The 26,672-nt window shown below is 70.3% G+C and carries 19 protein-coding genes and 1 other RNA gene; 16 read left to right on the top strand and 4 right to left on the bottom strand.

Annotation, left to right across the window (positions count from 1 at the left end; all coding sequences use genetic code 11):
* The first annotated feature begins 165 nt into the window (after positions 1 to 165).
* The 12 genes from HNR00_RS07475 to murD all read left to right on the top strand — a co-directional run bounded on the left by HNR00_RS07475 (position 166) and on the right by murD (position 18,647).
* Complete coding sequence (locus tag HNR00_RS07475) at positions 166 to 534, top strand: hypothetical protein (RefSeq protein WP_183567222.1); 369 nt, start codon at positions 166 to 168, stop codon at positions 532 to 534.
* A 312-nt stretch (positions 535 to 846) separates the two neighbouring features.
* Positions 847 to 2,172 (top strand): efflux RND transporter periplasmic adaptor subunit, encoded by a 1,326-nt coding sequence (locus HNR00_RS07480; RefSeq protein WP_183567225.1) that lies wholly within the window; start codon positions 847 to 849, stop codon positions 2,170 to 2,172.
* A gap of 253 nt (positions 2,173 to 2,425) precedes the next feature.
* Positions 2,426 to 5,599: an efflux RND transporter permease subunit gene (locus tag HNR00_RS07485; RefSeq protein ID WP_183567228.1), complete on the top strand. Its 3,174-nt coding sequence runs from the start codon at positions 2,426 to 2,428 to the stop codon at positions 5,597 to 5,599.
* Positions 5,600 to 5,896: 297 nt separating this feature from the next.
* Entirely contained in the window at positions 5,897 to 8,341 is a 2,445-nt protein-coding gene (gene ligA / locus HNR00_RS07490) for an NAD-dependent DNA ligase LigA (RefSeq protein WP_183567230.1), read from the top strand.
* Positions 8,342 to 8,387: 46 nt separating this feature from the next.
* An RNA gene (gene rnpB, locus HNR00_RS07495) (RNase P RNA component class A) lies at positions 8,388 to 8,796 on the top strand.
* Between the two features lie 416 nt (positions 8,797 to 9,212).
* Positions 9,213 to 10,250, top strand: a complete 1,038-nt coding sequence (rsmH, locus tag HNR00_RS07500) for a 16S rRNA (cytosine(1402)-N(4))-methyltransferase RsmH (RefSeq protein ID WP_183567233.1) — start codon at positions 9,213 to 9,215, stop codon at positions 10,248 to 10,250.
* Positions 10,247 to 10,690 carry a cell division protein FtsL gene (gene ftsL / locus HNR00_RS07505; RefSeq protein ID WP_183567236.1) on the top strand — a complete coding sequence of 148 codons (444 nt, stop codon included), beginning with the start codon at positions 10,247 to 10,249 and terminating at the stop codon, positions 10,688 to 10,690. The genes rsmH and ftsL overlap by 4 nt, the downstream gene beginning before the upstream one ends.
* Before the next feature lie 62 nt (positions 10,691 to 10,752).
* A complete protein-coding gene (locus tag HNR00_RS07510; RefSeq protein ID WP_376770361.1) occupies positions 10,753 to 12,558 on the top strand; it encodes a peptidoglycan D,D-transpeptidase FtsI family protein in 1,806 nt (601 codons plus the stop codon).
* Between the two features lie 170 nt (positions 12,559 to 12,728).
* Positions 12,729 to 14,192, top strand: coding sequence for a UDP-N-acetylmuramoyl-L-alanyl-D-glutamate--2,6-diaminopimelate ligase (locus HNR00_RS07515; RefSeq protein ID WP_183567242.1), 1,464 nt, complete (start codon positions 12,729 to 12,731; stop codon positions 14,190 to 14,192).
* Positions 14,193 to 14,481: 289 nt separating this feature from the next.
* Positions 14,482 to 15,939, top strand: a complete 1,458-nt coding sequence (locus tag HNR00_RS07520) for a UDP-N-acetylmuramoylalanyl-D-glutamyl-2,6-diaminopimelate--D-alanyl-D-alanine ligase (protein ID WP_183567245.1) — start codon at positions 14,482 to 14,484, stop codon at positions 15,937 to 15,939.
* Positions 15,940 to 16,047: 108 nt separating this feature from the next.
* The gene (gene mraY / locus HNR00_RS07525; protein WP_183567248.1) at positions 16,048 to 17,130 is read left to right on the top strand and encodes a phospho-N-acetylmuramoyl-pentapeptide-transferase; all 1,083 of its coding nucleotides are present in this window, start codon (positions 16,048 to 16,050) and stop codon (positions 17,128 to 17,130) included.
* Between the two features lie 152 nt (positions 17,131 to 17,282).
* Positions 17,283 to 18,647, top strand: a complete 1,365-nt coding sequence (gene murD, locus HNR00_RS07530) for a UDP-N-acetylmuramoyl-L-alanine--D-glutamate ligase (RefSeq protein WP_183567251.1) — start codon at positions 17,283 to 17,285, stop codon at positions 18,645 to 18,647.
* A gap of 346 nt (positions 18,648 to 18,993) precedes the next feature.
* Here the strand turns inward: murD and cmk are convergent, their stop codons facing one another.
* Both cmk and aroA read right to left on the bottom strand, forming a co-directional pair.
* On the bottom strand, positions 18,994 to 19,632 hold the full coding sequence (cmk, locus tag HNR00_RS07535; RefSeq protein ID WP_183567254.1) for a (d)CMP kinase: 639 nt from the start codon (positions 19,630 to 19,632) through the stop codon (positions 18,994 to 18,996).
* The gene (gene aroA, locus HNR00_RS07540) at positions 19,629 to 20,993 is read right to left on the bottom strand and encodes a 3-phosphoshikimate 1-carboxyvinyltransferase (protein ID WP_183567256.1); all 1,365 of its coding nucleotides are present in this window, start codon (positions 20,991 to 20,993) and stop codon (positions 19,629 to 19,631) included. Before aroA ends, cmk begins: the two co-directional genes overlap by 4 nt.
* Positions 20,994 to 21,343: 350 nt before the next feature.
* Here aroA and HNR00_RS07545 point away from each other — a divergent pair, with 350 nt between their 5' ends.
* The 4 genes from HNR00_RS07545 (at position 21,344) to glpX (ending at position 25,206) form a co-directional block, all read left to right on the top strand.
* Positions 21,344 to 21,649: a hypothetical protein gene (locus HNR00_RS07545; protein ID WP_312886013.1), complete on the top strand. Its 306-nt coding sequence runs from the start codon at positions 21,344 to 21,346 to the stop codon at positions 21,647 to 21,649.
* A gap of 258 nt (positions 21,650 to 21,907) precedes the next feature.
* Positions 21,908 to 22,282 carry a TIGR02300 family protein gene (locus HNR00_RS07550; protein WP_183567259.1) on the top strand — a complete coding sequence of 125 codons (375 nt, stop codon included), beginning with the start codon at positions 21,908 to 21,910 and terminating at the stop codon, positions 22,280 to 22,282.
* A 411-nt stretch (positions 22,283 to 22,693) separates the two neighbouring features.
* Positions 22,694 to 24,013: a homoserine dehydrogenase gene (locus HNR00_RS07555; protein ID WP_183567262.1), complete on the top strand. Its 1,320-nt coding sequence runs from the start codon at positions 22,694 to 22,696 to the stop codon at positions 24,011 to 24,013.
* A gap of 191 nt (positions 24,014 to 24,204) precedes the next feature.
* Positions 24,205 to 25,206 (top strand): class II fructose-bisphosphatase, encoded by a 1,002-nt coding sequence (glpX, locus tag HNR00_RS07560; RefSeq protein ID WP_183567265.1) that lies wholly within the window; start codon positions 24,205 to 24,207, stop codon positions 25,204 to 25,206.
* Positions 25,207 to 25,244: 38 nt separating this feature from the next.
* On the opposite strand, the gene HNR00_RS07565 is transcribed toward glpX, so the two are convergent.
* Entirely contained in the window at positions 25,245 to 25,622 is a 378-nt protein-coding gene (locus tag HNR00_RS07565; protein ID WP_183567269.1) for a response regulator, read from the bottom strand.
* A gap of 149 nt (positions 25,623 to 25,771) precedes the next feature.
* Entirely contained in the window at positions 25,772 to 26,638 is an 867-nt protein-coding gene (locus HNR00_RS07570; protein ID WP_183567272.1) for a tetratricopeptide repeat protein, read from the bottom strand.
* Positions 26,639 to 26,672 lie beyond the last annotated feature (34 nt).

A 26,672-nucleotide genomic window follows, 5' to 3' on the forward strand; every position in this document is an offset into this window, starting at 1 on the left:
GCGTGCCGGCGATGACAATCCGTTTACCGCTCCGGGCGATGCTGGGGCGGAAAGTTCGTATGAAACATGACGTTCTCGGAGATGAATCACCCCCCGGAAACCGGACCGGCCAGAATGTCGCAGTCGATTGAACGGAACGGTTTCCTCCCCCACACTCGTATTACCGTGACGCTTCTCAACCGCACTGCCCGTTCCGGCCGCGCCCAAGCAGGCCTCCCGACCCGCCTCGTCCTGTCCATCCTGGCCGGGCTGATGAGCCTGCTCGTCGTCGCCGGCCTGCCGACCGACGCGTCCTTTGCCGCGAGCCCGCTCCACGAGACCGCCTTCGAGCAGCGCCCGACCCGGGAGCCGGTCACGGGCCAGCGCCTCGACCGCGCCGCCCTCGATCTCGAGGAATCGGAGACGCATTGGCGCCTCGGCCCGATCGTGCCCGCTCCCGTGCCGGATGCGCTCGGCGCGAGCGGCCGGCCCTGCTCCGATGCCCGCCCCGACGGCACCGACCACCCGCGGCCCGAGCGCCCGCCCAGGGCCTGAGCCGGCGCGTCGCGGCGACGCATCGGGGCCGACGGTCTCCCCGCGCGTCGCGGGAATGCCAAACTTCGGCCCCAGGATGCGCCCGACCGTAAAGGCCCGCGCCCCGCGGCCGTCTTCCCCCTCGGATGCTCCGGCATCCGTCCGACGGGCCCCCGACGAGCGTTCCATCGCTCTGGCCCGGCGATTGCCAAGGCACTTTCACGGCCCCTTCGGCCCCGTCCGGGGCGCGGCCGTGGTCCCTGACACGAGGCGGCCCCCGCTTGTCCGCGGGCGGCGGCACGCGTCGAGCGTATCGTGAGGAGCGACCCCATCGTGACGCCGTCCACCCAGACGCCCGAGACTCTCCCCGGCCCCGCCGGGTTCGAGACCGGGCGCCCCCGTTCCCGCTGGACCGTTTCGGCCACGCTGCTGGTCAGCGCCGTGATGGTCGCGGTCTCGGCCTGCAACGAGCAGAAGGCCGCCGCCCCGGTGCCGGGCCCGCCGCCCGAGGTCAGCGTCGTCAGCGTCAAGCCGCAGCCGATCCCCTATGTCCGCGACCTGCCCGGCCGCGTCGCGCCGATGCGCATCGCCGAGGTGCGCTCCCGCGTCTCCGGCCTCGTGGTCAGGCGCCTGTTCGAGCAGGGCAGCCAGGTCAACGAGGGCGACGTCCTCTACAAGATCGATCCGGCCCCCTATCAGGTCGAACTCGCCAGCGCCGAGGCGACGCTCGCCAACCGCGAGGCTGCCCTGGTGCTCGCCAACCAGCAGGCCGATCGCCTGGAGACGCTGCTCGCCCGCAACACCGCGAGCCAGGCGCAGTACGACACGGCGTTCGCCGGCAAGAAGCAGGCCGAGGCCGAGGTCGCCGGCGCCAAGGCGGCCCGCGACCGGGCCAAGCTCAACCTCTCGTGGACCGACGTGCGCGCGCCGATCTCCGGCCGCATCGGCCGGGCGCTGCTGACCGAGGGCACCCTGATCGAGTCCGGCACGACCGGCGTGCTGGCGACGATCCAGCAGCTCGACCCGATCTACGTCGACATCACCCAGTCGGTCGGCGAGCTGAACAAGCTGCGCCGCGACATCGCCTCGGGCGAATTGTCGAAGCTCGCCCACGACACCGCCAACGTCCACCTCATCATGGACGACGGCACGCTCTACGGCTCGGCCGGGCGCCTGCTGTTCTCCGACGTGACCGCCGACCCGAGCACCGGACAGGTGACCCTGCGCGTGCTGTTCCCCAACCCGCACGACGAGCTGTTTCCCGGCATGTATGTCCGTGCCCGGATCAAGCAGGGCATCGACTCCGACGCCATCGCGGTGCCGCAGCAGGCGATCCAGCGCTCCAACGACGGCAAGCCCGAGGTCTGGGTCGTCAAGGACGACGGCAAGGTCATGCTCCAGCCGGTCGAGGTCGGGCCCGTCGTGGGCGGCAACTGGCTGATCCGCGAGGGCCTGGAGCCCGGCCAGAAGGTCGTGGTCGAGGGCTTCCAGAAGATCGTCGCCGGCACCGAGGTGAAGGCCGTCCGCTGGAAGACCGAGGCCTCGCCCGACGCCGGCAAGCCGGTCGATGCCGACAGCCACGACACCGACGGTCGCGACAAGGAGGCCGCCACCGGCTCGGTCGCCCAGCCCATCGTCGCCCACCAGTTCCAGGACTGATTTTTTCGGGATTTTCGGCCGATGACCTCCCACCCACTCCCCTCATCCTGAGGTGCTGAGCGTCAGCTCAGCCTCTAAGGAAGGCTCTAGGGATCGCCGAGCGAACTGGAGCCCGCCTTCGAGTCCGCTTCGCGGCACCGCAGGATGAGGGGGAGGGTGGGAGGAGGGATCGAGAAACCCTTCAGCGCCCGCGCCCTCGGCGGACCCACGGGTCCGCCGCTCCGACAGAAATCGACAGGACGCACCGAGCCCCATGGCCCGCTTCTTCATCGACCGCCCGGTCTTCGCCTGGGTCGTCGCGCTGTTCATCCTCCTGGGCGGCGCGCTCTCGATCCCGAACCTGCCGATCGCGCAATATCCGGTCATCGCGCCCCCCGCGATCGCGCTCTCGACCGCCTATCCGGGTGCCTCCGTGGAGAACCTCTACACGGGCACGACGCGCCTGATAGAGGACGAGCTGAACGGGGCGGCCAACATCCTGAGCTTCGAATCGGCCTCCGATTCCTTCGGCGTGGTCGAAATCACGGCGAGCTTCCAGCCCGGCACCGATCCGGGCTACGCGGGCGTCGAGGTGCAGAACCGCCTCAAGCGCGTCGAGGCGCGTCTGCCCGCGGAGGTGCGCCAGCAGGGCATCCTCGTGGAGGAGGCCTCCGCGGCGACGCTCAACATCATCACCCTGGTATCGACCGACGGGAAGACCGACGAGGTGGGACTCGGCGACTTCCTGATCCGCAACGTCATCAACGAGATCCGCCGCATCCCCGGCGTCGGCCGCGCGACCCTCTACTCGACGGAGCGCAGCCTTCGCGTCTGGATCGATCCGGACAAGCTGCGCGGGCTCTCGCTCAACGCAGCCGACGTCACCAAGGCGATCGAGAACCAGAACGTCCAGATCGCCTCGGGCGCGGTCGGCGCGCAGCCCTCGCCGGAGCGGCACGCGGTCAACTTCCCGATCATCGTCAAGGGTCAGATGACCGAGCCGGAGGCGTTCGGCGCCATCGTGCTGCGGGCCAACCCGGACGGCTCCAACGTGCGTCTGCGCGACGTCGCGCGGATCGAGCTCGGCGGCGAGGACTACAAGTTCACGACCCGCCTGAACGGCGGCCAAGCGGCGGGCATCTCGGTCACGCTCGCGCCCGACGGCAATGCCATCGAGACCGCCAAGGCCATCCGGGCCAAGATGGTCGAGCTGTCCCAGTTCTTCCCCGACACCGTGAAGTGGGACATCCCCTACGACATCACCCCGGCGGTCGACGCCTCGATCGAGAAGGTGCTGCACACTCTCGTCGAGGCGGTGGTGCTGGTCTTCATCGTGATGTTCGTGTTCCTGCAGAACATCCGCTACACGCTGATCCCGACCATCGTCGTGCCGATCGCCCTGTTCGGCACATGCACGGTCATGCTGCTCGCCGGCTTCTCCATCAACGTGCTGACGATGTTCGGCATGGTGCTGGCCATCGGCATCCTCGTCGACGACGCCATCGTCGTCGTCGAGAACGTCGAGCGCATCATGAACGAGGAGGGGCTGCCGCCCAAGGAGGCCACCCGCAAGGCGATGAGCCAGATCACCGGCGCGATCATCGGCATCACCCTGGTGCTGGTGGCCGTGTTCATCCCGATGGCGTTCTTCCCCGGCTCGGTCGGCATCATCTACCGGCAGTTCTCGATCGCGATGGTGACCTCCATCGCCTTCTCGGCGCTGCTCGCGCTGACCCTGACGCCCGCGCTCTGCGCCACGCTGCTCAAACCCATCGAGAAGGGGCACGGCCACGCCAAGGGCGGTGTCTTCGGCTGGTTCAACCGCGTCGTCGATCGGGAGACCGCCCGCTACGGGCGGGGCGTGGCCGCCTTCATCGCCCGATCCGGCCGGGTGATGGCGATCTACCTCGTGCTGGTCGCGGGCGTCGGCTACGCCTTCATGCGCCTGCCCGAGGGCTTCCTGCCGCTGGAGGACCAGGGCTTCTTCACCGTCGACATCCAGACCCCGCCGGGCTCCTCCTTCAACCGCACGCTCGCCGCGGTGAAGAAGGTCGAGGAGCACCTGATGGCGCAGCCCGGCGTCGCGACCGTGACGATCATCAACGGCTACTCGTTCTCCGGCCAGGGCCAGATGACGAGCCAAGCCTTCGTGACGCTCAAGCCCTGGGGCGAGCGCGACGCGGCGAACTCGGCGGCCAACCTCGTGGCAGGCACCAACAAGGCGCTCTCCGGCTACAGGGACGCAGTGATCCAGGCGCTGGAGCCGCCGCCGATCGACAACCTCGGCAACGCCTCGGGCTTCTCCTTCCGCCTGCAGGACCGCGCCCAGAAGGGCTACTCGGCGCTGATGGCCGCGCAGGAGCAGTTGCTCTCGCTCGCCAAGAAGAGCCCCATTCTCAAGAACGTCTACGTCGAGGGCCTGCCGCCCGCGCCCCAGGCCGAACTCGTGATCGACCGCGAGAAGGCCGCCGCCCTCGGCGTCGGCTTCGAGGACATCAACAACTCGATCCAGGTCAATCTCGGCTCGGTCTACGTCAACGACTTCCCCAACCGGGGCAAGATGCAGCGCGTGATCGTGCAGTCCGAAGACATCCAGCGGCTCAACGCGTCGGACCTCCTGAACTACGCCGTCAAGAACAGCCAGGGCACGATGGTGCCGATGTCGTCCTTCGCCGACCTGAAATGGAGCGTCGGCCCGGCCCAGATCATCGGCTTCAACGGCTACCAGTCGGTCCGCATCACCGGCGAGCCGGCCCAGGGCTACACCACCGGCGACACGCTCAAGGAGATGGAGCGGCTGATGCAGCAATTGCCCAAGGGCTTCGGCTACGCCTGGACCGGCCAGTCGCTGCAGGAGAAGGAGGCGGGCAGCCAAGCCTCGCTGCTGCTGGCCCTCTCGGTGCTGATCGTGTTCCTGTGTCTGGCCGCGCTCTACGAGAGCTGGTCGATCCCGTTCTCGGTGCTGCTCGTGATCCCGCTCGGCGTGATCGGCTCGGTGGCGGCGGTGTATCTCCGCGGGATGCCCAACGACGTCTACTTCAAGATCGGCCTCATCACGATCATCGGCCTGTCGGCCAAGAACGCGATCCTGATCGTGGAATTCGCCCGCGACCTGTGGAAGCCCGGCACCAACATCGTCCAGGCGACGATCCAGGCCTCCACGCTCCGATTCCGCCCGATCGTGATGACCTCTCTCGCCTTCATCTTCGGCGTGGTGCCGCTGGCGATTGCCACCGGCGCCGCCTCGAAGAGCCAGCAGGCGATCGGCACCGGCGTGATGGGCGGCATGATCACCGCGACCGTCTTGGCGGTGTTCTTCGTGCCGGTGTTCTTCGTGGTGGTGATGCGCCTGTTCAAGTCGAAAGAGGTCGCCGCCGGCGACAACGTCGAGGCGGCGCCGGGAGCGGTGCACGGCCACGGCCACGGGCATTCGGTGCCGGCGGAGTAGCAGAAACGTTTTGGCGCGAAGCTTGGAGCCGCGTTTTCGATCCTCGGATCGGGGACGCGGCTCCAAGTGCTTCTGCTGTTTCTCTTTTCAACAATCCTCCCACCCATACCCCTCATCCTGAGGTGCGTAGCGAAGCAAAGCCTCGAAGGCGGGCTCCAGGGATCGCGTGATACGCTGGAACCCTCCTTCGAGGCCCGCTTCGCGAGCGCCTCAGGATGAGGGGGGATTGCTGGGATACGGACGGGATTGCTGGGAAAGGCGGCTGCCCGCCGAGCGCGCCTGCGCTAGAACGCGCCCATGTCGCGCTCCCCGATCTCTGCCGAAGTCGACGCCCTCACCGAGGAGGCCGCGAGCGCGCGCCACGCCGCGCTCTCGGAAGCGATTGCCGAGGCCGACCGGCTCTATCACGGCGAGGACGCGCCCGAGATCTCGGACGCCGAATACGACGCGTTGCGCCGCGAACTGGAGCAGATCGAGGCGCGCTTCCCCGCGCTCGCCGGCACTGGCCGCGCCTCGGCTTCCGTGGGTGCCAAGCCGTCGAGCCGCTTCGAGAAGGTGCGCCACGCGGTGCCGATGCTCTCTCTCGGCAACGCCTTCGCGGACGAGGAGGTCGAAGAATTCGTCGCCCGCGTGCGCCGCTTCCTCAACCTCGGCGCGGATGATTGCGTAGCCTTCACCGCAGAGCCGAAGATCGACGGGCTGTCGCTGTCGCTGCGCTACGTGGACGGACAGCTCGACACCGCGGCCACCCGCGGCGACGGCGAGGTCGGCGAGAAGGTCACGGCCAACGCCCGGACCGTGGACGACATCCCGGAAAAACTCTCGGGCGCCGGCTGGCCGAAGGTGCTGGAGGTGCGTGGCGAGGTCTACCTGTCCCACGCCGACTTCGCTGCCATCAACGCGCGCCAGGAGGCGGAAGGCCTGCCGATCTTCGCCAACCCGCGCAACGCCGCTGCCGGCTCCTTGCGCCAGAAGGATGCGGCGATCACGGCGTCCCGCCCGTTGCGCTTCTTCGCCTATGCCTGGGGCGAAGTGTCGGAGCCCTTCGCCGACACGCAATCGGCGGTGCTGGAGCGCTTCAGCAGTTGGGGTCTGCCGGTCAACCCGCGCACGAAGCGCTGTGAGAACGCGGCCGAGATGATCGCGCATTACCGCGCGATCGAGGCCGAGCGGGCCGATCTCGGCTACGACATCGACGGCGTCGTCTACAAGGTGGACGATCTCGGGTTCCAGCGTCGCCTCGGCTTCGTCTCCCGCGCGCCGCGCTGGGCGCTGGCCCACAAGTTCGCCGCCCAGGAAGCCATCACGCAGCTTCTGGCCATCGACATCAATGTCGGCCGCACCGGCTCGCTCAACCCGCTGGCGCGGCTCAAGCCCGTCACCGTCGGCGGCGTGGTGGTGTCGAACGCAACCCTCCACAACGAGGGCTACGTGCAGGGCGTGGGCGGCGACGGCGAGCCGATCCGCGAGGGCCGCGACATCCGCGTCGGCGACACGGTCATCGTGGTGCGGGCCGGCGACGTGATCCCCAAGGTCAGGGACGTGGTGCTCGACAAGCGCCCGGCCGACGCCGTGCCGTACGTCTTCCCCGAGAACTGCCCGGCCTGCGGCAGCCGGGCGGTGCGCGAGTTGAACCCGCGGACCAAAAAGATCGACGCGGTGCGGCGCTGCACCGGTGGCCTGATCTGCCCGGCGCAGGGGCTGGAGCGGCTGAAACACTTCGTCTCGCGCAACGGCTTCGACCTCGAAGGGTTCGGGCAGACCTATATCGAGGTGCTGTTCGAGGCCGGCCTCGTGCGCCAGCCCGCCGACCTGTTCCGCCTCACGTTCGAACCGCTGAAAACGGCAATCGTCGCCCGGCGCGAAGAACTCTCGGCCCAGCGCCGTGCGGAAGGCGAGCCGCCGCCGAAGAAGCCGACCAAGAAGAAGGGCGAGGAGGAGGACAAGGCGATCTACAATCTCCTCGCCTCGCTCGATGCGCGGAAACACATCGCGCTCAACCGCTTCCTGTTCGCACTCGGCATTCCCCATATCGGCGAGTCGACGGCCAAGGCGCTCGCCAAGCGTTTTTCCGACATGCGGGCCCTGATGGCGGCCCTCGACGCGGCCGCGGCAGCCCAGGCCGGCCGCGACTGGCTGGAGCTGTCGGCGCTGCCGCGGATCGGCCCCGGCACCCGCGACAAGCTCTTTGAGACTCTCGACCCGACGCCCGGCGAGCAGATCGAGGGGTTGAGCCTTGGGGGCCGGCTGCGGGCGCGGCTCACGCCGTCGCAGCGGGAGGCGGTGCTCGCCCATTACGGCAGCGAGGCGGAGGCCGAGGCCGCCCTGGAGCGGGCGTCGGGCCAGAAACCGGGCGACGCCTACCGGGTCTTCGCCGACGACGGCGAGATCGGGCCTGTGGCCACCGACTCGCTGATCCAGTTTTTTTCGGAGAGCCACAACCGCGACGCCGTGCTGGCGCTGCTCGAACAGGTCGAGACGACGCCGATTGAGGCCGCGACTTCTGCGGCAGCCTTCGCCGGCAAGACCGTGGTCTTCACCGGCACCCTCGAAAAGATGACCCGCAGCGAGGCCAAGGCCACCGCTGAACGGCTCGGCGCCAAGGTCTCGGGCTCGGTCTCGGCCAAGACCGACCTCGTCGTCGCCGGCCCCGGCGCCGGTTCGAAGCTCAAGGACGCCGAGAAGCACGGGGTGAAGGTGGTGTCGGAGGACGAATGGCTGGGGATGCTGGCCCAAGCCTGATCCGCGCTTGACCCCGGCCCGCGCCCGGCGCAAGTCCGGCGCCGGATCAGCCGGCCGGGCAGCCGCTCCGCGTCAGCGGGGAGGAAAGTCCGGGCTCCATGGAGAGGCGGTGCCGGATAACCTCCGGCGGGGGCGACCCCAGGGACAGTGCCACAGAGAGCAGACCGCCCCGCAGGGACACGCGTCCTGTCGGGGTAAGGGTGAAAGGGTGCGGTAAGAGCGCACCGCGGACGCGGCAACGCGGACGGCACGGCAAACCCCACCGGGAGCAAAACCGAATAGGGGCGACACGCCCTTCCCCGCGGGGGAGGGCAGGCCCGCTCTCCAGGCCCGTCGCCCGGGTTGGTTGCTCGAGGCGGTCGGCAACGGCCGTCCCAGAGGAATGGCTGCCACGCTCGACAACTCTTCGAGTTGTTTGGGCCCTACAGAACCCGGCTTACAGGCCGGCTGATCCACCCTCGAAAAGCGAAAATGCGTTTGCGCGCCGCGGCCTGAGCGGGGCGCGGGCGAGCCGGCCTGCCGGGACCGGCCGGCTTTTTCCGCCCGCCATTAGCGCTCGGTTAACCTTGCCGGGGTCTGATCAGGGGCCGCCCGCATGGCCGAGCTCGTTGACGCGTTTCGAGGGCCTATGTTACCCCGCGCCATCCCGTTGACGCCCGATACCGGATCGGCCGACACTCGTTCAGGTTGCCTGACGAGGGATCGCGCGCGTGTCCAGGGCCGACGAGTCGGCAACGCCACCATCGTCCGGGCCGCTGCCGCGTGGTCCGTCCACGCAGCAGGCCATCATGCATTTTCCCGTGACGGAGACCGTCGGAGCCGTCCGGGCTTTCCGCGCCTCACGACGCCCCGCCTTCGCGGAGGCCTGCCGATGAGCCGCCCGCCGCGCCGGCCGCAGGGCGACCATGCCCGCCACCTTCCCGTGCTGCTGCCCGAGGTGCTGACCGCGCTCGACACGAGCCGCGGCGGCCTCGTGATCGACGGCACCTTCGGGGCCGGCGGCTACACGCGCGCGCTGCTCGACGCGCATCCCGATATCCGTGTCGTCGCGATCGACCGCGACCCGACCGCCATCGCCGCGGGCGCCGAGATGGTGCGGGCGGCGGACGGCCGGCTTCGCCTCGTGCCGGGCCGCTTCGGCGATCTCGACACGTTGCTCGCCGGAATCGGCGAGAGCGAAGCCGATGCGGTGGTGCTCGATATCGGCGTGTCGTCGATGCAGCTCGATCAGGCCGAGCGCGGCTTCTCCTTCCGCCAGGACGGGCCGCTCGACATGCGCATGGGCGCTGACGGGCCCTCGGCCGCCGACATCGTCAACGAGGCGGAGGAGGTAACCCTCGCCGACATCTTCTACCATTTCGGCGAGGAGCGCCGTTCCCGCGCGGTCGCCCGCGCCATTCTGGAAGCGCGCCGCCGCGGCCGGATCGAGACGACGGCTCAGCTCGCCGACCTCGTGGCGAGCGTGGTGCGGGCCGAGCCCGGCAGCCCGATCCATCCCGCGACCCGCGCCTTCCAGGGCCTCAGGATCGCGGTGAACGACGAACTCGGCGAGCTGGTACGCGGCCTGCACGCCGCCGAGCGCATTCTGAAGGCCGGCGGGCGGCTCGCGGTGGTGACGTTCCACTCGCTCGAAGACCGCATCGTCAAGCAGTTCTTCGCCGCCCGCAGCGGGCGCACGTCCCACGGCTCGCGCCACCTGCCCGGCGTCGAGGCGCCGGCGCCCAAAAGCTTCCGGCTCGTCACCAAGGGCCCCGTCCTGCCCTCCGAGGCCGAGACCGACGGCAACCCGCGCGCCCGCTCGGCGAAGCTGCGCGCGGCCGAGCGGACCGAGGCGGCTGCCCCGCCGCCGCTCTCGGCCATCGAGGCGCTGGCGAGCCTGCCCGCAGTTCAGAAGGGGGGACGGCGGTGATCCGGCTTCTCAACGTGCTGGCGATTGCCGGCCTGATCGGCTCGGCGATCTACGCCTACTCGATCAAGTACGACACGCTCTATCAGGCGGGGCAGGTGTCGAAGCTCAAGAGCGCGCTGCACAAGGAGCGGCAGGCCATCGCCGTGCTGCGGGCCGAGTGGCAGCTGCTGACCCGGCCGGACCGGCTCCAGGCCGCGGTCGAGCGCCATCTCGCGCTGGAACTCATCGGCGACGAGCATCTCGCCCGCTTGTCCGACCTGCCGGCCCGCCCCGACCGCGGCGACGAGATCGGCCGGCTGCTCGCCTCCACGGCGACGCCGACCGCGACGCCCAAGGACAAGCCGCTGACGCCCCGCGACGAGCCGCGCACCACCGGCTCGGTCGCCACCCGCACCGTCTCCACCCGCAATCTCTCCACCAGTCCTTCGGCCACGAGGTAGCGTTCGCCGTGTCGCACGACTCTTCCCAGGAGCCGCACACCCCGGCCGTGCCAGAACCACAAGTGGTCGAAGCCCCGGCCGTCCTGCAGGCGGAGGCCGGCCCCGAGCGCGTGGTGGCGAGCGAGCCGCCGGCCTCGGCGCTCACCCGCTTCACCCGCACGATGTTCCGGCTCGCCATCGAGCGCTCGCATGCCCGCGTCGCCATCGTCGGCCTCGCCTTCGCGGCGGTGTTCGGCGCGATCTCCCTGCGGCTCATTGTGGTGGCGGCCACGCCCGCCGACAACAGCAACGACCACCGCGTCGCCGCCGCCGCGACCACGGCGGTGCGCCCCGACATCATCGACCGCAACGGCGAGATGCTGGCCACCGACATCCGCACCGTCTCGGTCTTCGCCGAGCCGACCCGCATGGCCCGCACCTTCGACCGGGACGAGGCGGTCGAACTCCTCACCGCGGTTCTTCCGGAACTGAACGCCGCGGAACTGCGCGCGAAACTCGCGTCGAAGAAGGGCTTCGTCTGGATCAAGCGCGAGATCACGCCGAAACAGCAGCTCGAGGTCCATCGCCTCGGCATCCCCGGCGTCGGCTTCCTGCCCGACCACAAGCGGGTCTACCCCAACGGCACGGCGGCCGCCCACATCCTCGGCGTGACCAACCTCGACAATGTCGGCATCGCCGGCATCGAGAAGTACATCGACATGCAGGGCAACCGCGCGCTCAACGAGTTCGGGCTCGCGACCAAGCAGACCGACCTGAAGCCGGTGCAGCTCTCGATCGACCTGCGGGCCCAGTTCGCCGTGCGCGACGAACTCGTGAAGGGCGTCGAGCACTTCAAGGCCAAGGCCGGCGCGTCGATGATCATGGACGTGAACACCGGCGAGCTGATCGCGCTCGCCTCCTACCCGGATTTCGACCCGAACGAGCCGAAGGACGCACTCTCGGACGACCGCATCAACCGGATGAATGTCGGCGTCTACGAGATGGGCTCGACCTTCAAGGCGATGACGCTCGCCATGGCGCTCGATTCCGGCAAGTACAACGTGAATTCCACCTTCGACACCCGCGGCGGCGTGCTGCATTGGGGCCGGCAGAAGATCCACGAATATCACGGCACCAACCGCGTCATCACCATGCCGGAGGTGTTCACCCACTCCTCCAACATCGGCTCGGCCAAGATGGCGCTCGGCGTCGGCGTGCCCGGTCACAAGGCCTTCCTCAGGAAGATGGGCCTGCTCGACCGGCTGCGCACCGAATTGCCGGAATCGGCGATGCCGATCGTCCCGTCGCGCTGGACCGAGATCAACACCATCACCATCGCCTTCGGCCACGGCCTCGCGGTGGCCCCGCTCCAGGCGGCCGCCGCGGTCGCGGCCATCGTCAACGGCGGCGAGCTGATGACGCCGACCTTCCTCAAGACCACCGAGGCCGAGGCCCACGCCAAGTCGACCCGGGTGATCAAGCCCGAGACCAGCGAGGCGATGCGCTTCATCATGCGGCTCAACGCGGTCGAGGGCTCGGCCAAGAAGTCGGCGGTGCCGCTCTACTACGTCGGCGGCAAGACCGGCACGGCCGAGAAGGTCATCAACGGGCGCTACGCCAAGAACCGCCTGTTCACGACCTTCACCGCCGCTGCGCCGATGGACAAGCCGAAATACCTGTTCGTCACCATCATGGACGAGCCGCAAGGACTGCCGGAGAGCGGCGGCTACGCCACCGCCGCCTGGAACTCCGGCGTGGTGACGGGCCGGATCATCGAGCGCACCGCCCCGGTGCTCGGCCTGCCGCCGAAGTTCGAGGCGCCGGTGAAGCCGTTCCCGCTGATGGTGAAGCTCGGGGCGTACCACGCGCTGCAGACGGGTGGGCCGTGATTGCTGCCCGCCCCGGCGAATAGGATAGGGCGCTCTCCTCCCCCTTGCGGGGAGGAGGTAGGAGGTGGGGGTGGTTCAGGATGAGGCGAAGCGGTGCCTTCTGCCCGACCCCCACCCCTGACCCCTCCCCGCAAGGGGGAGGGGAACCCGCAGACACTCGGGAGCCTCGCATGAGCCAGCCCACCCTCGGCCATCTCTTCGGGGATGCCGCCACCGATCACGCGGGAAAACCCGTCGCCGGCATCACCGCCGACAGCCGCAAGGTCGTGCCCGGCGGCGTCTTCGTCGCCGTGCCCGGCACCACGGCCGACGGGCGGCTCTTTGCCGCCAAGGCCGCGGAAGCGGGTGCGGTCGCCGTCGTTGGCGAGGGCGAGCGCCCGGCCGATCTACCCGCGGCCACCGCCTGGATCGCCGTCGCGGACGCCCGCCGCGCGCTCGCTCTCGCCGCCGCCCGCTTGTCGGGCCGCCAGCCCACAACCGTGGTCACTGTGACCGGCACCAGCGGCAAGAGCTCGGTCGCCGACTTCGTGCGCCAGATCCTGTCGCGCATCGGCCGCGACGCCGCGAGCCTCGGCACGGTCGGCATCGTGACCAACCGCGGCGCCGCCTACGGCTCGCTGACGACGCCCGATCCGGTCACCCTGCACGAGACCCTGGCGCGGCTGGCCGACGAAGGCATCACCGATCTGGCCATGGAGGCCTCCTCCCACGGCATCGAGCAGCGCCGCCTCGACGGCGTGGAACTGAGGGCGGCCGCCTTCACCAATCTCGGCCGCGATCATCTCGACTACCACCCGACCGTCGAGGACTACCTCGAAGCGAAGCTCCGCCTGTTCACCACGCTCCTGCCCAAGGGCCGTCCGGCGGTCATCAACGCCGACGGCGCCTATGCCGAGCGCGTCATCGGCACCGCCGACGCCGCCGGCCACGCGATCCGCACAACCGGCCGACACGGCGACTTCATCCGCGTCCTCGACGCCCGCACGGAAGGGTTCGCCCAGGCCCTCACCTTGGCGCACGGACGCGACACGCACAAAGTGCGGCTGCCGCTGGTCGGCGGGTTCCAAGTGGAGAACGCCTTGGTCGCCGCGGGCCTTGCCCTCTCGACGCCGGCCGGCGAAAAAGACCCGGCTTCCGTGTTCGCCGCGCTCGACCATCTCACCGGCGTGCCCGGTCGCATGGAGCGGATCGGGGAAGCCAACGGCGGCCTATGCCTCGTCGATTACGCTCACAAGCCCGAGGCGCTGGAGCACGTTCTGACGGCTTTGCGCCCCTTCGCGACGGGTCGGCTCGTCCTGGTCTTCGGCTGCGGCGGCGACCGCGACCGCGGCAAGCGCCCGATCATGGGCGACATCGCGGCCCGGCTGGCCGACCGCGTCATCGTCACCGACGACAACCCGCGCACCGAGGAGCCCGCGAGCATCCGCGCCGCGATCCTGGCCGCCGCGCCGGGGGCCGAAGAGATCGGCGACCGGGGCGAGGCGATCCGCGAGGGCGTGCGGGGCCTGGAGCCGGGCGACGTGCTGGTGGTGGCCGGCAAGGGCCATGAAACCGGCCAGATCGTCGGCACAAGCGTGCTTCCGTTCTCGGATCACGAGGTTTTACGCGCCGCGATCGCTGAGGTGAACGGATGAGGGCCCAATCGCTCGCTGCGCAGGACGCGCACAACCCTCCCCCCCAAGGATATCGGGCCAGCCCGATATCCGCACTCTTAAGTGCTCAAGTCGGGCAGGCCCGACTTGAGATGGGGGAGGGTGCCCGCGGAGCGGGCGGGAGAGGGGCAGCGCGACGGCTCCGCTTGGCCGCCTTCGTCCAGATATCTCCGGAAGCGTCGCTCCCCTCTCCCGACCCCCTTCGGGGGCCACCCTCCCCCGCGGAGGGGGGAGGGGTTTCTCGCGCTTCATTCGTCCAAGAGATTGCCCGATGACCGAGCTCTGGACCCCGGCGGCCCTCGAATCCGCCACCGGCGGCACGCTGCACGGCGCGCCGCGCCCGATCGGCGGCGCCTCGATCGACACCCGGACGCTTCAGCCCGGCGACCTGTTCTTCGCCATCCGCGGCGAGGCCCGCGACGGCCACGACTTCGTCCGCGCCGCCCTCGACAAAGGCGCGGGCGCCGCCGTGGTCGCGCAGTCCCGCGCCGAAGAATTTTCGGCATTCGGCCCGGTGCTCGCGGTGCCGGAGGGCTCCGAAGACCCGGTGCTGGACGCGATGCGCGCCATCGGCACAGCCGCCCGCGCCCGGACGAAGGCGGCGATCGTCGCAGTGACGGGCTCGGTGGGCAAGACCGGCACCAAGGAGGCCCTGCGCCACGTGCTTGGCGCGCAAGGCGAGACCCACGCCTCCGTCGCCTCCTACAACAACCACTGGGGCGTGCCCCTGACGCTCGCGCGCATGCCCGAATCCGCGCGCTTCGGCGTGTTCGAGATCGGCATGAACCACGCCGCCGAGATCCTGCCGCTGACCGCCCAGGTACGGCCGGACGTGGCGCTGATCACCACGGTCGAGCCGGTCCATATCGAGCACTTCCCCTCCCTCTCGGCCATCGCCGACGCCAAGGGCGAGATCTTCTCCGGACTGGCGCCGGGCGGCGTGGCGGTGATCAACCGCGACAACCCGAACTTTTCGCGCATGCTCGCCCACGCCCACGCCTCGCAGGCCGGCCGGGTCATCACCTTCGGCGAGCACGAATCGGCGGATGTCCGCGCCCACCGCATCCTGACGCGCCCCGACATCTCGGTGGTCGATGCCACCGTGATGGGCGTGCCCGTCACCTACCAGCTCGGTACGCCGGGCCGGCACGTCGCCATGAACTCCCTCGGCGTGCTGGCCTGCGTCCACGCGCTGGGCGCCGACCTCGCCCGCGCTGCCCTGTCGCTCGCCGGGCTGAAACCCCCGGTCGGGCGCGGCGAGCGCACCGCCTTGCGGATCGACGAAGGCGACGCCTACCTCGTGGACGAGAGCTACAACGCCAACCCGGCCTCGATCCGCGCGTCGCTGGTGACGCTCGCGGGCATCGACACCGGCGCCAAGGGCCGCCGCATCGCCGTGCTCGGCGACATGAAGGAGTTGGGCGAGGCCGGCGAGCACCTGCACCGGGAACTCGCCGAGGCCGTAAAGGCCAACGGCATCGACCTCGTCTTCACCGCCGGTCCGCTGATGCGCCACCTGTTCGAGGTGCTGCCGATGGACAATCGCGGCGTCGCCGCCCACACGGCGGACGAGTTGACCGACGCCGTGGTCGCGACCCTGCGCCCCGGCGACGCCGTGATGGTCAAGGGCTCGAACTCCATGCGCATGGTCCGGATTGTCGAAGCGGTCAAAGCCCGCTACGCGCTGCCCCCGGACCAGCGCGAAGCCTCGCTCCAGGCGGTTCGCTGAAGACAATCGACGGTCGGGCCCGATTCGCGCCCGCCCAACCGTGAGTCCGGAGGCGCGCCCCGCGCGGCCGAACTCGAAACCGAACCTGGCCGCGCGCGGACGGAACCGATGCTCTATCTCCTGTCGGAACTGAGCGGCACGCTCACGCCCCTCAACGTGTTCCGCTACATCACGTTCCGCACCGGCGGCGCGCTGTTCACGGCGGGCTTCTTCGTGTTCTGGTTCGGGCCCTGGATCATCTCGCTCCTGCGCATCCGCCAGGGCAAGGGCCAGCCGATCCGCGAGGACGGGCCGGCCAGCCACCTGACCAAGCGCGGCACGCCGACCATGGGCGGCCTGATGATCCTGGCCGGCGCCATCGTCTCGGTGCTGCTCTGGGCCAACCCGCGCAACCACTACGTCTGGGTGACGCTGGCCGTGACGCTGGGTTTCGGCGCGATCGGCTTCTACGACGACTACCTCAAGGTGACGAAGCAGTCGCACAAGGGCTTCTCCGGCAAGTTCCGGCTCCTGCTCGAATTCGCCATCGCGGGTGCTGCCTGCCTGCTGATCTCGATCTACTCGCCGGTCTCGCTTCAGAACCAGCTCGCCTTCCCGGTCTTCAAGGATGCGCTCTTGAACCTCGGCTGGTTCTGGGTGCCGTTCGCCGCCTTCGTGATCGTGGGCGCGGGCAACGCGGTCAACATCACCGACGGACTCGACGGGCTGGCCATCGTCCCCGTCATGATCGCCTGCGGCACCTTCGGCATCATCGCCTACCTCGTCGGCAACTCCTTCACCGCGGGCTACCTGCAGGTGAACTACGTCCGCGACACCGGCGAACTCGCGGTGGTCTGCGGCGCGGTGATCGGGGCGGGGCTCGGCTTCTTGTGGTTCAATGCGCCACCCGCGCAGATCTTCATGGGCGACACCGGCTCGCTGGCGCTCGGCGGCCTGCTCGGCTCGATTGCGGTGGCGGCCAAGCACGAGATCGTGCTGGCCATCGTCGGCGGCCTGTTCGTTCTGGAGATTCTTTCCGTGATCATCCAGGTCGCCTCGTTCAAGCTCACCGGGAAACGCGTCTTCCGCATGGCGCCGATCCACCACCATTTCGAGCAGAAGGGCTGGAAGGAGCCGCAGGTCGTGATCCGCTTCTGGATCATCGCCGTGATCCTGGCGCTGGTCGGATTGGCCACGCTGAAGCTGCGCTGACCGCCTTCCCTCCCCCTTGCGGGGAGGGTTAGGGTGGGGGTGGTTCAGGATCGAATTCTGAGCCACATCCGGCACCACCCCCACCTCCGGCTCCTCCCCGCAAGGGGGAGGAGAGGTGCACCGGCGGCCTCCGCCGTCTGTCGAGATCGCCCATGACCCCCGCCACCACCTTCGCCGGCCGAAAGATCGCCCTGTTCGGCCTCGGCGGCTCCGGGCTCGCCACCGTCCGCTCGCTGCTGGCCGGTGGGGCCGACGTGCTGGCCTGGGACGACAACGCGGCCAGCCGCGACCGCGCCCGCGATCAGGGCATCACGGTGGCCGACCTGCGCGAGGCCGACTGGTCGGGTTTTTCGGCCCTCGTCCTGGCGCCCGGCGTGCCGCTCACCCACCCCGAGCCGCACTGGACCGTGTCGCTGGCCAAAGCCGCCGGCGTCGCGATCATCGGTGACATCGAGATTTTCTGCAGGGAGCGCGCGGCGCTCGCCCCCGACGCCCCGTTCGTCGCCATCACCGGCACCAACGGCAAGTCGACCACGACGGCGCTCACCGCCCACGTCTTGCGGGAAGCGGGCCGCGACGTGCAGATGGGCGGCAACATCGGCACCGCCATCCTGTCGCTGGAGCCGCCGGCAGAAGGCCGCGTCCACGTCATCGAACTCTCGACCTTCCAGATCGACCTGACGCCCTCGCTGGCGCCGAGCGTCGGTGTGCTGCTCAACCTCACGCCGGACCATCTCGACCGCCACGGCACGATGGAGAAGTACGCCGCGATCAAGGAGCGGGTGGTCGCGAACGCCGGCCTCGCCGTAATCGGCGTGGACGACGCCTATTGCGCCGCCATCGCGGCCCGTCGCGCGGAGCCGCGGGTGCGCATCCATGTCGAGGGCCATGGCGAGGAGACCGGCGACCTGATCGTGCAGGGCACCCGCATCGATGAGGCGAACGGCACCGTCCTCGCCGACCTTACCGGCATCGGTTCGCTGCGCGGCGCCCATAACGGCCAAAACGCGGCGGTGGCCGTCGCGGTCGCCCGCGCGCTGGGGATCGAGGGCGAGACGCTGGCGGCGGCCCTCAAAAGCTTCCCCGGCCTCGCCCACCGCATGGAGGGGCTGGGGCGCCGCGGCCGGGTGCTGTTCGTCAACGATTCCAAGGCGACCAACGCCGACTCGACCGAGAAGGCGCTGCTCGCCTTCCGCGACATCCACTGGATCGTCGGCGGCAAGGCCAAGGAGGGCGGCATCGAGCCGTTGAGCCCGCTGTTCGAGCGCATCGCCCACGCCTACCTGATCGGCGCATCGAGCGAGGCCTTCGCGGCGACCCTGGAGGGCAGAGTGCCCTACACAAGCTGCGAGACGCTTGAAGTCGCCACCGAAACGGCGGCGAAGGCTGCCGCCGCCTCGGAAGCCCCCGAGCCGGTGGTGCTGCTGTCGCCGGCCTGCGCCTCCTACGACCAGTTCCCAAACTTCGAGGTCCGCGGCGATCGATTCCGGGCCCTGGTGCAGGCGCTTCCCCAATAGGCCAAGTATCGGGATCCCAAAGGACGAGTCCTTTGGCGGGGCAGCGGGGCAGAGCCCCGCTTCCCTTCGAGCCGGGACGCTGCCCGATATGCGCTCGGATCGGGCGTCTCGGGCGTTGCCGGCCTGGAAGGGTCGTTTGCGCGGCGGCGCGCGACCGCGTCGGGCGGAGGCCGGGCCGGGATCGGGCGTGCCTCCGTCGCCGTCCGCACCGCGTGCTCGACCTTGGCCGCTCCTGCTCGGGCAGGGCTCCCACAGTGTGGGATCAAACCCTTAGCGGAGATCGGGCCGAGCCCTGGATCGGCGACGGGCTTGCCCTTCGAACCTGAAGTCTCTCCTGTGATGCGGCCTATCGGCCTCCGAGGCGTGTGACGACGGCGAGCGCCTCGGCGAAGGCCGCGTCCGCGTCGAGTTCGGTCGTGTCCAGCACCACCGCGTCGTCCGCCGCCTTCAGCGGTGCGGCGGCGCGGCTCGAATCGCGGGCGTCGCGGGCGCGGATGTCGGCGAGGATCGCGTCCGGCGAGGCCGCCTCGCCGCGGCCGGCGAGTTCGCGGTGACGGCGCCGCGCCCGCTCCTCGGGCGTCGCGGTGATGAAGAGCTTCACCCGGGCCTGCGGGCAGACCACGGTGCCGATGTCGCGCCCGTCGAGCACCGCGCCCTCGGGGCCGCCGGCGAAGCGCTGCTGCCAGGAGAGCAAAGCAGCCCTCACCTGCGGCACCGAGGAGACCCGCGAGGCGGCCTCGCCCATCGCCCGCTCGCGCAGGCGCGGGTCGTCGAGCCCCTCCGCCGAGAGCGCGGCGGCGGCGCGGGCGGCGGCGGCCTCGTCGCCGAGATCGGCGCCGGCATCGATCAGCGCGAGCGCCACGGCGCGGTAGAGCAGGCCGGTGTCGAGGTGCGGCAGGCCGAAATGCGCGGCCAGGCGCTTGGCGAGCGTGCCCTTGCCGGAGGCGGCCGGGCCGTCGATGGCGATGACGAGGCGCGCGCTCATGCGGAGGCCGCCTCCTCGACGATCTCGGCGCCGAGCGCCGCCATGGTCGGGCGGAAAGTGGGGAAGCTCGTGGCGATCATCGCCCCGTCATCCACCGTGACCGGGTTCTTCGAGGCCATGCCCATCACGAGGAAGGCCATGGCGATGCGGTGGTCGAGATGGGTCGCGACCGTGCCCCCGCCCGCGGGCGGCGCGCCGCTTCCGGTCACGATCAGGTCGTCGCCCTCGACCCGGTGATCGACGCCGTTGGCGGAAAGCCCTGCCGCGACCGCGGCGAGGCGGTCGGATTCCTTCACCCTGAGTTCGTGCAGGCCGTTCATCCGGGTGGCGCCCTCGGCGAAGGCCGCGGCCACCGCGAGGACGGGATACTCGTCGATCATCGAGGGCGCGCGCTCGGCCGGCACGTCGACACCCTTGAGCCGGCTCGCCCGCACCCGGAGGTCGGCGACGGTCTCGCCGCCCTCCTCGCGCTCGTCGAGGCGCTCGATCTCGGCGCCCATCTCGATCAGCGTGGTGATGAGGCCGGTGCGCAGCGGGTTCATCATGACGCCGCGCAGGGTCACCTCGGAGCCCGGCACGATCAGCGCCGCCACCAGCGGGAAGGCCGCGGAGGACGGGTCGGCCGGCACGATCACGTCGGTGCCGCGCAAAGTGGGCTGGCCGGTGAGCGCGATGGAGCGGCCGTGGCCGCACTCGCCGTAAGGCTCGACGGTCACTTGAGCGCCGAACAGGCGCAGCATCCGCTCGGTGTGGTCGCGGGAGGCGGCGCGCTCGATCACCGTGGTGACGCCGGGCGCGTTGAGGCCGGCGAGCAGCACCGCCGACTTGATCTGCGCCGAGGCGACGGGAAGCTCGTAGCGGATCGGGATGCCCTCGCGCGGGCCCCGGATCGTCAGCGGCACGCGTCCGCCCTCGGCCTCCGACAGGATCTCCGCGCCCATCTGCAGCAGCGGGTCGAGGATGCGCCGCATCGGCCGCTTGCGGAGGCTCGCGTCGCCGTCGAAGGTCGCGGTGACGGGCTGGCCGCCGACCACGCCCATCATCAGCCGCGAGCCGGTGCCGGCATTGCCGAAATCGAGCACGCCCGCCGGGTCCTGCATCCCGCCGATGCCGGTGCCGACGACGCGCCAGCGGCCCTCGCCCTCGCGGGTGATGGTGGCGCCGAGCGCGCGGGCGGCGTCGGCCGTGCGCAGCACGTCGTCGCCTTCGAGCAGGCCCTCGACGCGGGTCTCGCCGATGGAGAGCAGCCCGAAGATCATCGCCCGGTGCGAGATGGACTTGTCGCCCGGCGGCTTCAGGTCGCCGTGGAGCGCGTGGCCCGGACGCGCGGTGAGGGGCTGCGGAGCGGAATCGTGCGACACGGGGAGGCCAGGGCTTCCGGCGAGAGGGCGGGGCGGTCCCGCACGACGTCGAACCGAACGCGGGGCCTTGCCGGGCGGTGAGGCCCGGCCGGATCGCGGCCCGTTACCATGCGGGCCCGGCCGCGTCATCCGGAAGCCCGGTCGCGCCCTGCGGGCGAACCGGAGCACCCGGGGCCAGCGCGCGAAGAGCGCCGCGTGCAGCGGGCCACGGCTCTTGCCGAGGCGGCGGGCGGCGCGAAAGCCCGAGGGGACTCCACTTCCGCGGAGGCAGGCGCCGACAACGGAGGACGACCAGCAAGACCGACTCGACAGATGCTAACATATGTCTATGACTAGACCCTATGACGCCCGTGCGCCGTTGTCTCCGCAAGGTCGAACACGCTGCCGCGACCGCCGATCCGGCGCTCGCCGAGCGCATCCGCGAAGCGTTGAGCGAGCTGGAGGCGGCCTATGCCCGCCCGAGCGAGCGCATCGTCGCCCTCGAAGCCGTCCTCCACGAATTCAAGAAGAGCCGTCCGGGCGGAGAGACGCTGCTCGGCCGCCTGCTGCGCGTCGCCGTCGACCGGCGCCAGGGCGTCTGGGCCCGCCGCGCCCGCAGGCGGGGCACGACGCAGACGCGGCGGCCGACGGCGTCGCTGCCGGCGAACGCTCTGTGACGGATCGATGACGAGGGCGGCCTGTAGCCCTGTTGCCCCTCGGGCACAGCGAAGGCCGGGAGGATGCGGTAACGCGTTCGTCAGTTCCTTTGTGAGACCCGGAACCACCTGAAGGCGCGCGCATCCACCCGGATGGCGCGCCTTGCTTTTTTTCCGGATGGGCGCCGGGCCGCAGGTCTATTTGACATGGGCGGAGGCTGCGACTAACGGGGCCGCTTCTCCCGACCCCCTTCGACATCTGCCCAGAGGTTCGCTGCCGTGGCTAGACCGGAACTCGGCGTCAAGCGCCAGTGCATGAATTGCGGTGCCAAGTTCTACGACCTCGACCGCGATCCGGCGACCTGCCCGAAATGCGGCACGATCTATCAGGTCGCCACCAGCCGCGTCGCCCCGCCGATCGCCAGCCGCGCGGCGGACGACGACGAGGAGGAAGAGGAGAAGGCCGGCCCGGAGATCGTCTCCCTGGATGAAGCCGAGGCCAGCGACGATTCCGACGACATCAGCGTGGACGACGAGAGCGGCGACGAGGCCAGCACGGGCGGCGACGACGACACCTTCCTGGAAGAGGAAGACGGCGACGACGACGTCTCGGACCTGATCGACAACGATACGGACAACGACGAGGAGGGCTGAGGCCCGCCTCGCTTTCCAACCCACCGCCGTCATTCCGGGGCCGCGCAGCGGAACCCGGACCCGGAGGGGCGCGCTGGAGGCGTGCAATCCACCCGTGATGCGCGGCTGTACGAGGCGTTGCGGCCGGTCGTGGATGGCACGCCTCCGCCGCGCCCCTCGGTTCCGGGTTCGCCTACGGCGCCCCGGCACGACGATGGAGAGGGATCGACCGACCCTCGCATCGGCCGCTGGCGTCGATTCGCGGCCCGTGCCGACGGCCCCGGTTTCCTTGCACCCCTGCCGAAATCGTTGCAGAAGTGCGCGCCGTTCCGGACGCGCCGCCGTGCCTCCCGCCGGCCTCCCGCTCGGGGGGCCTGAGAGCCGTCACCGCCGTCCGGGCCGCACACCCGAACCCACCGAGACGGCACGCCCATGACCCAGACCCTTCGCCTCGGCATCGCCGGTCTCGGCACCGTCGGCGCCGCCGTGGTCGGCATGGTGGCGCGCCGCGCCGAGGCGCTCGCCGCCTCCGGTCGCAAGGTCACGGTCACCGCCGTCTCGGCCCGCGACAAGTCCCGCGACCGCGGCCTCGACCTCTCCGGGTTCACGTGGTTCGACGATCCGGTGGCGCTGGCGCGGTCCGGCGACATCGACGTGTTCGTGGAACTCGTGGGCGGGGCGGACGGCCCGGCCAAGGCGGCGGTCGAGGCGGCCATCGCGTCCGGCAAGCATGTCGTGACCGCCAACAAGGCGCTGCTCGCCCGCCACGGCGCGGCGCTCGCCAAGGCCGCGGAAGAGAAGGGCGTCGCGCTCGCCTACGAGGCCTCGGTCGCGGGCGGCATCCCGGTCATCAAGGCGATCCGCGAGGGGCTGGCCGGCAACGCCGTCGCCCGCGTCTACGGAATCCTCAACGGCACCTGCAACTACATCCTCAGCCGGATGGAAGCCGAGGGGCTGACCTTCGAGGCCTGCCTCAAGGACGCGCAGGCCCTCGGCTACGCCGAGGCCGATCCGACCTTCGATGTCGAGGGCTTCGACACCGCCCACAAGCTCGCGATCCTGACGAGCCTCGCCTTCGGGGTCGAGATCGACGCGGACGGCGTCTCGGTCGAGGGTATCTCCGCCATCCAGCCCCTCGACCTGACGATGGCCGACGAACTCGGCTACCGCATCAAGCTGCTCGGCGTCGCCCAGGCGACGGAGGCCGGCATCGAGCAGCGCGTCCACCCGACCATGGTGGCGAAGGCATCCGCCATCGCCCAGGTGATGGGCGTGACCAACGCCGTGACGGTCGATGCCGACGCCGTCGGCGAACTCACCCTGATCGGCCCCGGCGCGGGCGGCAAGGCCACGGCCTCGGCGGTCGTCGCCGACATCGCCGACGTGGCGGCCGGCGTGCTGCGCCCGACCTTCGGCCGGCCGGTCGCCGCACTCTCGGCTCCGCGCCGGGTCGAGATGCAGCGCCACGAGGGCGGCTACTACATCCGGCTGACCGTCCACGACCGCACCGGCGTCGCCGCGGGCGTCGCCACCCGCATGGCCGAAGCCGGCATCTCGATCGAGAGCATCGTCCAGCGCCGTTCCGCCAAGGCGGCGTCGAGCGACCCGCAGGGGCTGTCGGGCCAGCCGGTGCCGCTGGTGCTCATCACCTACGCGGCGACCGAGGGCACTGTGCGCAAGGCGCTCTCGGCCATCGACGGCGACGGGCTGCTGGCGGAGGCCCCCCAGCTCATCCGCATCGAGCGCGAATAGCGGGGATGCCGCATCGGCAGGATCTTGCCGGACTTTTCGGCAAGCGACGGCTGCGGCATGAACTCTCGTTCATGGCACGTGTTAGAGTGCCCCACGAAATTCCCGGACCCGACGGTGCGACGGGCGTTTCGTGAGAGACACTCAGGCACCGACGGAACGTCGGGCTTTCCGGGACGAGGAACCCAAGGGCGATGTCGGTGGCCGATACCGGAATCTTCAGCGATCCCACCGCGCGGGGCCTGACCCTCGAACTGGTGCGCGTCACCGAGGCCGCGGCCATCGCGGCCGCCCGCCTGCGCGGGCAGGGCCGCGAGAAGGAGGCCGACCAGGCCGCCGTCGATGCCATGCGGGCCGAACTGATGGCGCTCGCCGTCGAGGGCATCGTGGTGATCGGCGAGGGCGAGCGCGACGAGGCGCCGATGCTCTATATCGGCGAGCGCGTCGGCAGCGGCTCGGGGCCGGCGGTGGACATCGCCGTCGATCCGCTGGAGGGCACGACGCTGTGCGCCAAGGACATGCCGGGCGCCATCGCCGTGATGGCTTTGGCCGAGCGCGGCACGCTGCTCGCCGCCCCCGACGTCTACATGCAGAAGATCGCCATCGGCCCCGGCTACCCGCCCGGCACGGTCGATCTCGACTGGAGCCCGGCCCAGAACATCGCCTCGCTCGCCAAGGCCAAGGGCGTCGATCCCTCGGGCCTCACCGCGATCATCCTCGACCGGCCGCGCCACATGGACCTGATCGCCGCCGTGCGGGCCACGGGCGCGGGCATCCGCCTGATCTCGGACGGCGACATCGCCGCGATCATCCACTGCACCAAGCCGGACGAGACCGGCGTCGACATCTACATGGGCACCGGCGCCGCGCCGGAGGGCGTGATCGCTGCGTCCGCCCTGCGCTGCATCGGCGGCCAGATGCAGGGAAGGCTGATCCTCGATTCCGCCGACAAGCGGGCACGCGCCGCCAAGATGGGCATCACCGATCCGGCCCGGAAATACGACATGCACGACATGGCCCGCGGCGACGTGATCGTCGCGGCGACCGGCGTGACCACGGGGGCGCTTCTCAGCGGCGTGCGCTTCCGCCCCGGCCGGATCGAGACCGAGACGGTGGTCTACCGCTCCAACACCGGAACCGTCCGCCGCATCGCCACCGAGCACCGCCGGCCGGAGGCGTCGTCCCCGCGTGGCTGAGCCGCGCGGGGGCTCGCCCTCCGGAAGCGCCCGTTTCGTCAGCTGGCCACGGCCTCGCCGAACAGCATGTCGGCGACGCGGCCGGCCTCGACCGGCTTCTCGCAATGGATCGCGTCGCGCAGGCGCTCGGGGATGACGGTGCTCTCGTAGCCGGTGGCGAAGACGAACGGCACGCCGCGCTGCCGCAGCAGGTCGGCTACGGGATAGACCGGCACATGGCGCAGGTTGATGTCGAGCACCGCCCCGTCGATCCGGGGCGCGCTCGCGACGATCTCCAGCGCCTCTTCGACACGGCCCACCGGGCCGATCACCGTTGCGCCGCTCGCCTCGAACGCGCGGCGCATGTCGTCGGCGATGAAGTACTCGTCCTCGACGATGAGCAGGATGCGCCCGTCCAGCGACCGGGATCGGATCATCGTTCGCCTCCCTGGATGCTCTCCGACGCCGGCGCGCGGGGCGCCGGGACCGGAAACGATCGACGGAGGAACGCCCCGAACGGTAACAGGTTCGTGAACGGGATGTCCGACACCGGAGCGATCGAACCGGAAAAGACGAGCGCGGAGCCTTAAAAGAGTCCGCCGCCGCCTTGCATGCGGCCGATGCCCTGCTTGGCCATGGCGTTGCCGGGGTCGAGGCGAGCCGCCTGCTGGTAGCTCTCGCTCGCCTCCTTGCGGCGGTTCGTCTTCTCGTAGGCGAGCCCGCGATAGGCCCAGGACGCGGAGTCCTTGGAGTTCACGTTCAGCGCCGCGTTGAAGTCCTCGATCGCCTTGTCGTACTGGTTCAACGCGATCAGGCTCTGGCCGCGGGCGGCGTAGGGCGCGGCGACGAAGGGGTTGCGGTCGATGGCGGCGGCGAAATCGCCGACCGCGTCCGGGTTCTGGCCCTGCTTCTGCCGCACGAGGCCCCGGGCATGATAGGCTTCCGCCGATTCCGGGGCGAGGCGGATCGCGACGTTGAGGTCGTTGAGCGCGCCGTCGAGGTCGCCCTGCGCCCGCTCCAGGTTCGCCCGGCCGATATAGGCGGCGGAGAAGTTCGGATCGTTGGCGATGGCCTTGGAGAAGTCCTGCATCGCCGCGTCGGTGCGGCCGGTCTGGCGGTAGGCGAGAGCGCGGTTGTTGTAGGCCGAGGCCGAGTTCGGATCGAGCTGGATCGACTTGGTGAAGTCGCCGATCGCGTCGCCGAACTGGCCCGAGCGGGCATAGGCCGCGCCGCGGGTGTTGTAGGCGCCGGCATCCGACGGATTGCGGGCGATCACGTCCGAGAGCGAGGCGATGTTGACGTTGGTGGCCCCCGTGGTGTCCGTCTCCATCACGGCGAACTGGCGCGGCGCGGTGGCGGTGCCGTAGGTCTCGCAGCCGGCGAGCGCCGCGGCCGTCAGCGCGACGGCGCCGATCAGCCTCGCCTTCGGCCCCTGCAGCGTCATCCCGATCATTCTCGATTCTCCCCCGCGTCGCTTCCGCGGATGC

Source organism: Methylorubrum rhodinum, assembly GCF_014199935.1.
Classification (GTDB): domain Bacteria; phylum Pseudomonadota; class Alphaproteobacteria; order Rhizobiales; family Beijerinckiaceae; genus Methylobacterium; species Methylobacterium rhodinum.

Coding starts and splice junctions, on each gene's coding strand:
- HNR00_RS07485 (WP_183567228.1), top strand. CDS start 2,426: ATGGCCCGCTTCTTCATCGACCGCCCGGTCTTCGCCTGGGTCGTCGCG.
- ligA (WP_183567230.1), top strand. CDS start 5,897: ATGTCGCGCTCCCCGATCTCTGCCGAAGTCGACGCCCTCACCGAGGAG.
- rsmH (WP_183567233.1), top strand. CDS start 9,213: ATGAGCCGCCCGCCGCGCCGGCCGCAGGGCGACCATGCCCGCCACCTT.
- HNR00_RS07515 (WP_183567242.1), top strand. CDS start 12,729: ATGAGCCAGCCCACCCTCGGCCATCTCTTCGGGGATGCCGCCACCGAT.
- HNR00_RS07520 (WP_183567245.1), top strand. CDS start 14,482: ATGACCGAGCTCTGGACCCCGGCGGCCCTCGAATCCGCCACCGGCGGC.
- mraY (WP_183567248.1), top strand. CDS start 16,048: ATGCTCTATCTCCTGTCGGAACTGAGCGGCACGCTCACGCCCCTCAAC.
- murD (WP_183567251.1), top strand. CDS start 17,283: ATGACCCCCGCCACCACCTTCGCCGGCCGAAAGATCGCCCTGTTCGGC.
- cmk (WP_183567254.1), bottom strand. CDS start 19,632: ATGAGCGCGCGCCTCGTCATCGCCATCGACGGCCCGGCCGCCTCCGGC.
- HNR00_RS07555 (WP_183567262.1), top strand. CDS start 22,694: ATGACCCAGACCCTTCGCCTCGGCATCGCCGGTCTCGGCACCGTCGGC.
- glpX (WP_183567265.1), top strand. CDS start 24,205: ATGTCGGTGGCCGATACCGGAATCTTCAGCGATCCCACCGCGCGGGGC.
- HNR00_RS07565 (WP_183567269.1), bottom strand. CDS start 25,622: ATGATCCGATCCCGGTCGCTGGACGGGCGCATCCTGCTCATCGTCGAG.
- HNR00_RS07570 (WP_183567272.1), bottom strand. CDS start 26,638: ATGATCGGGATGACGCTGCAGGGGCCGAAGGCGAGGCTGATCGGCGCC.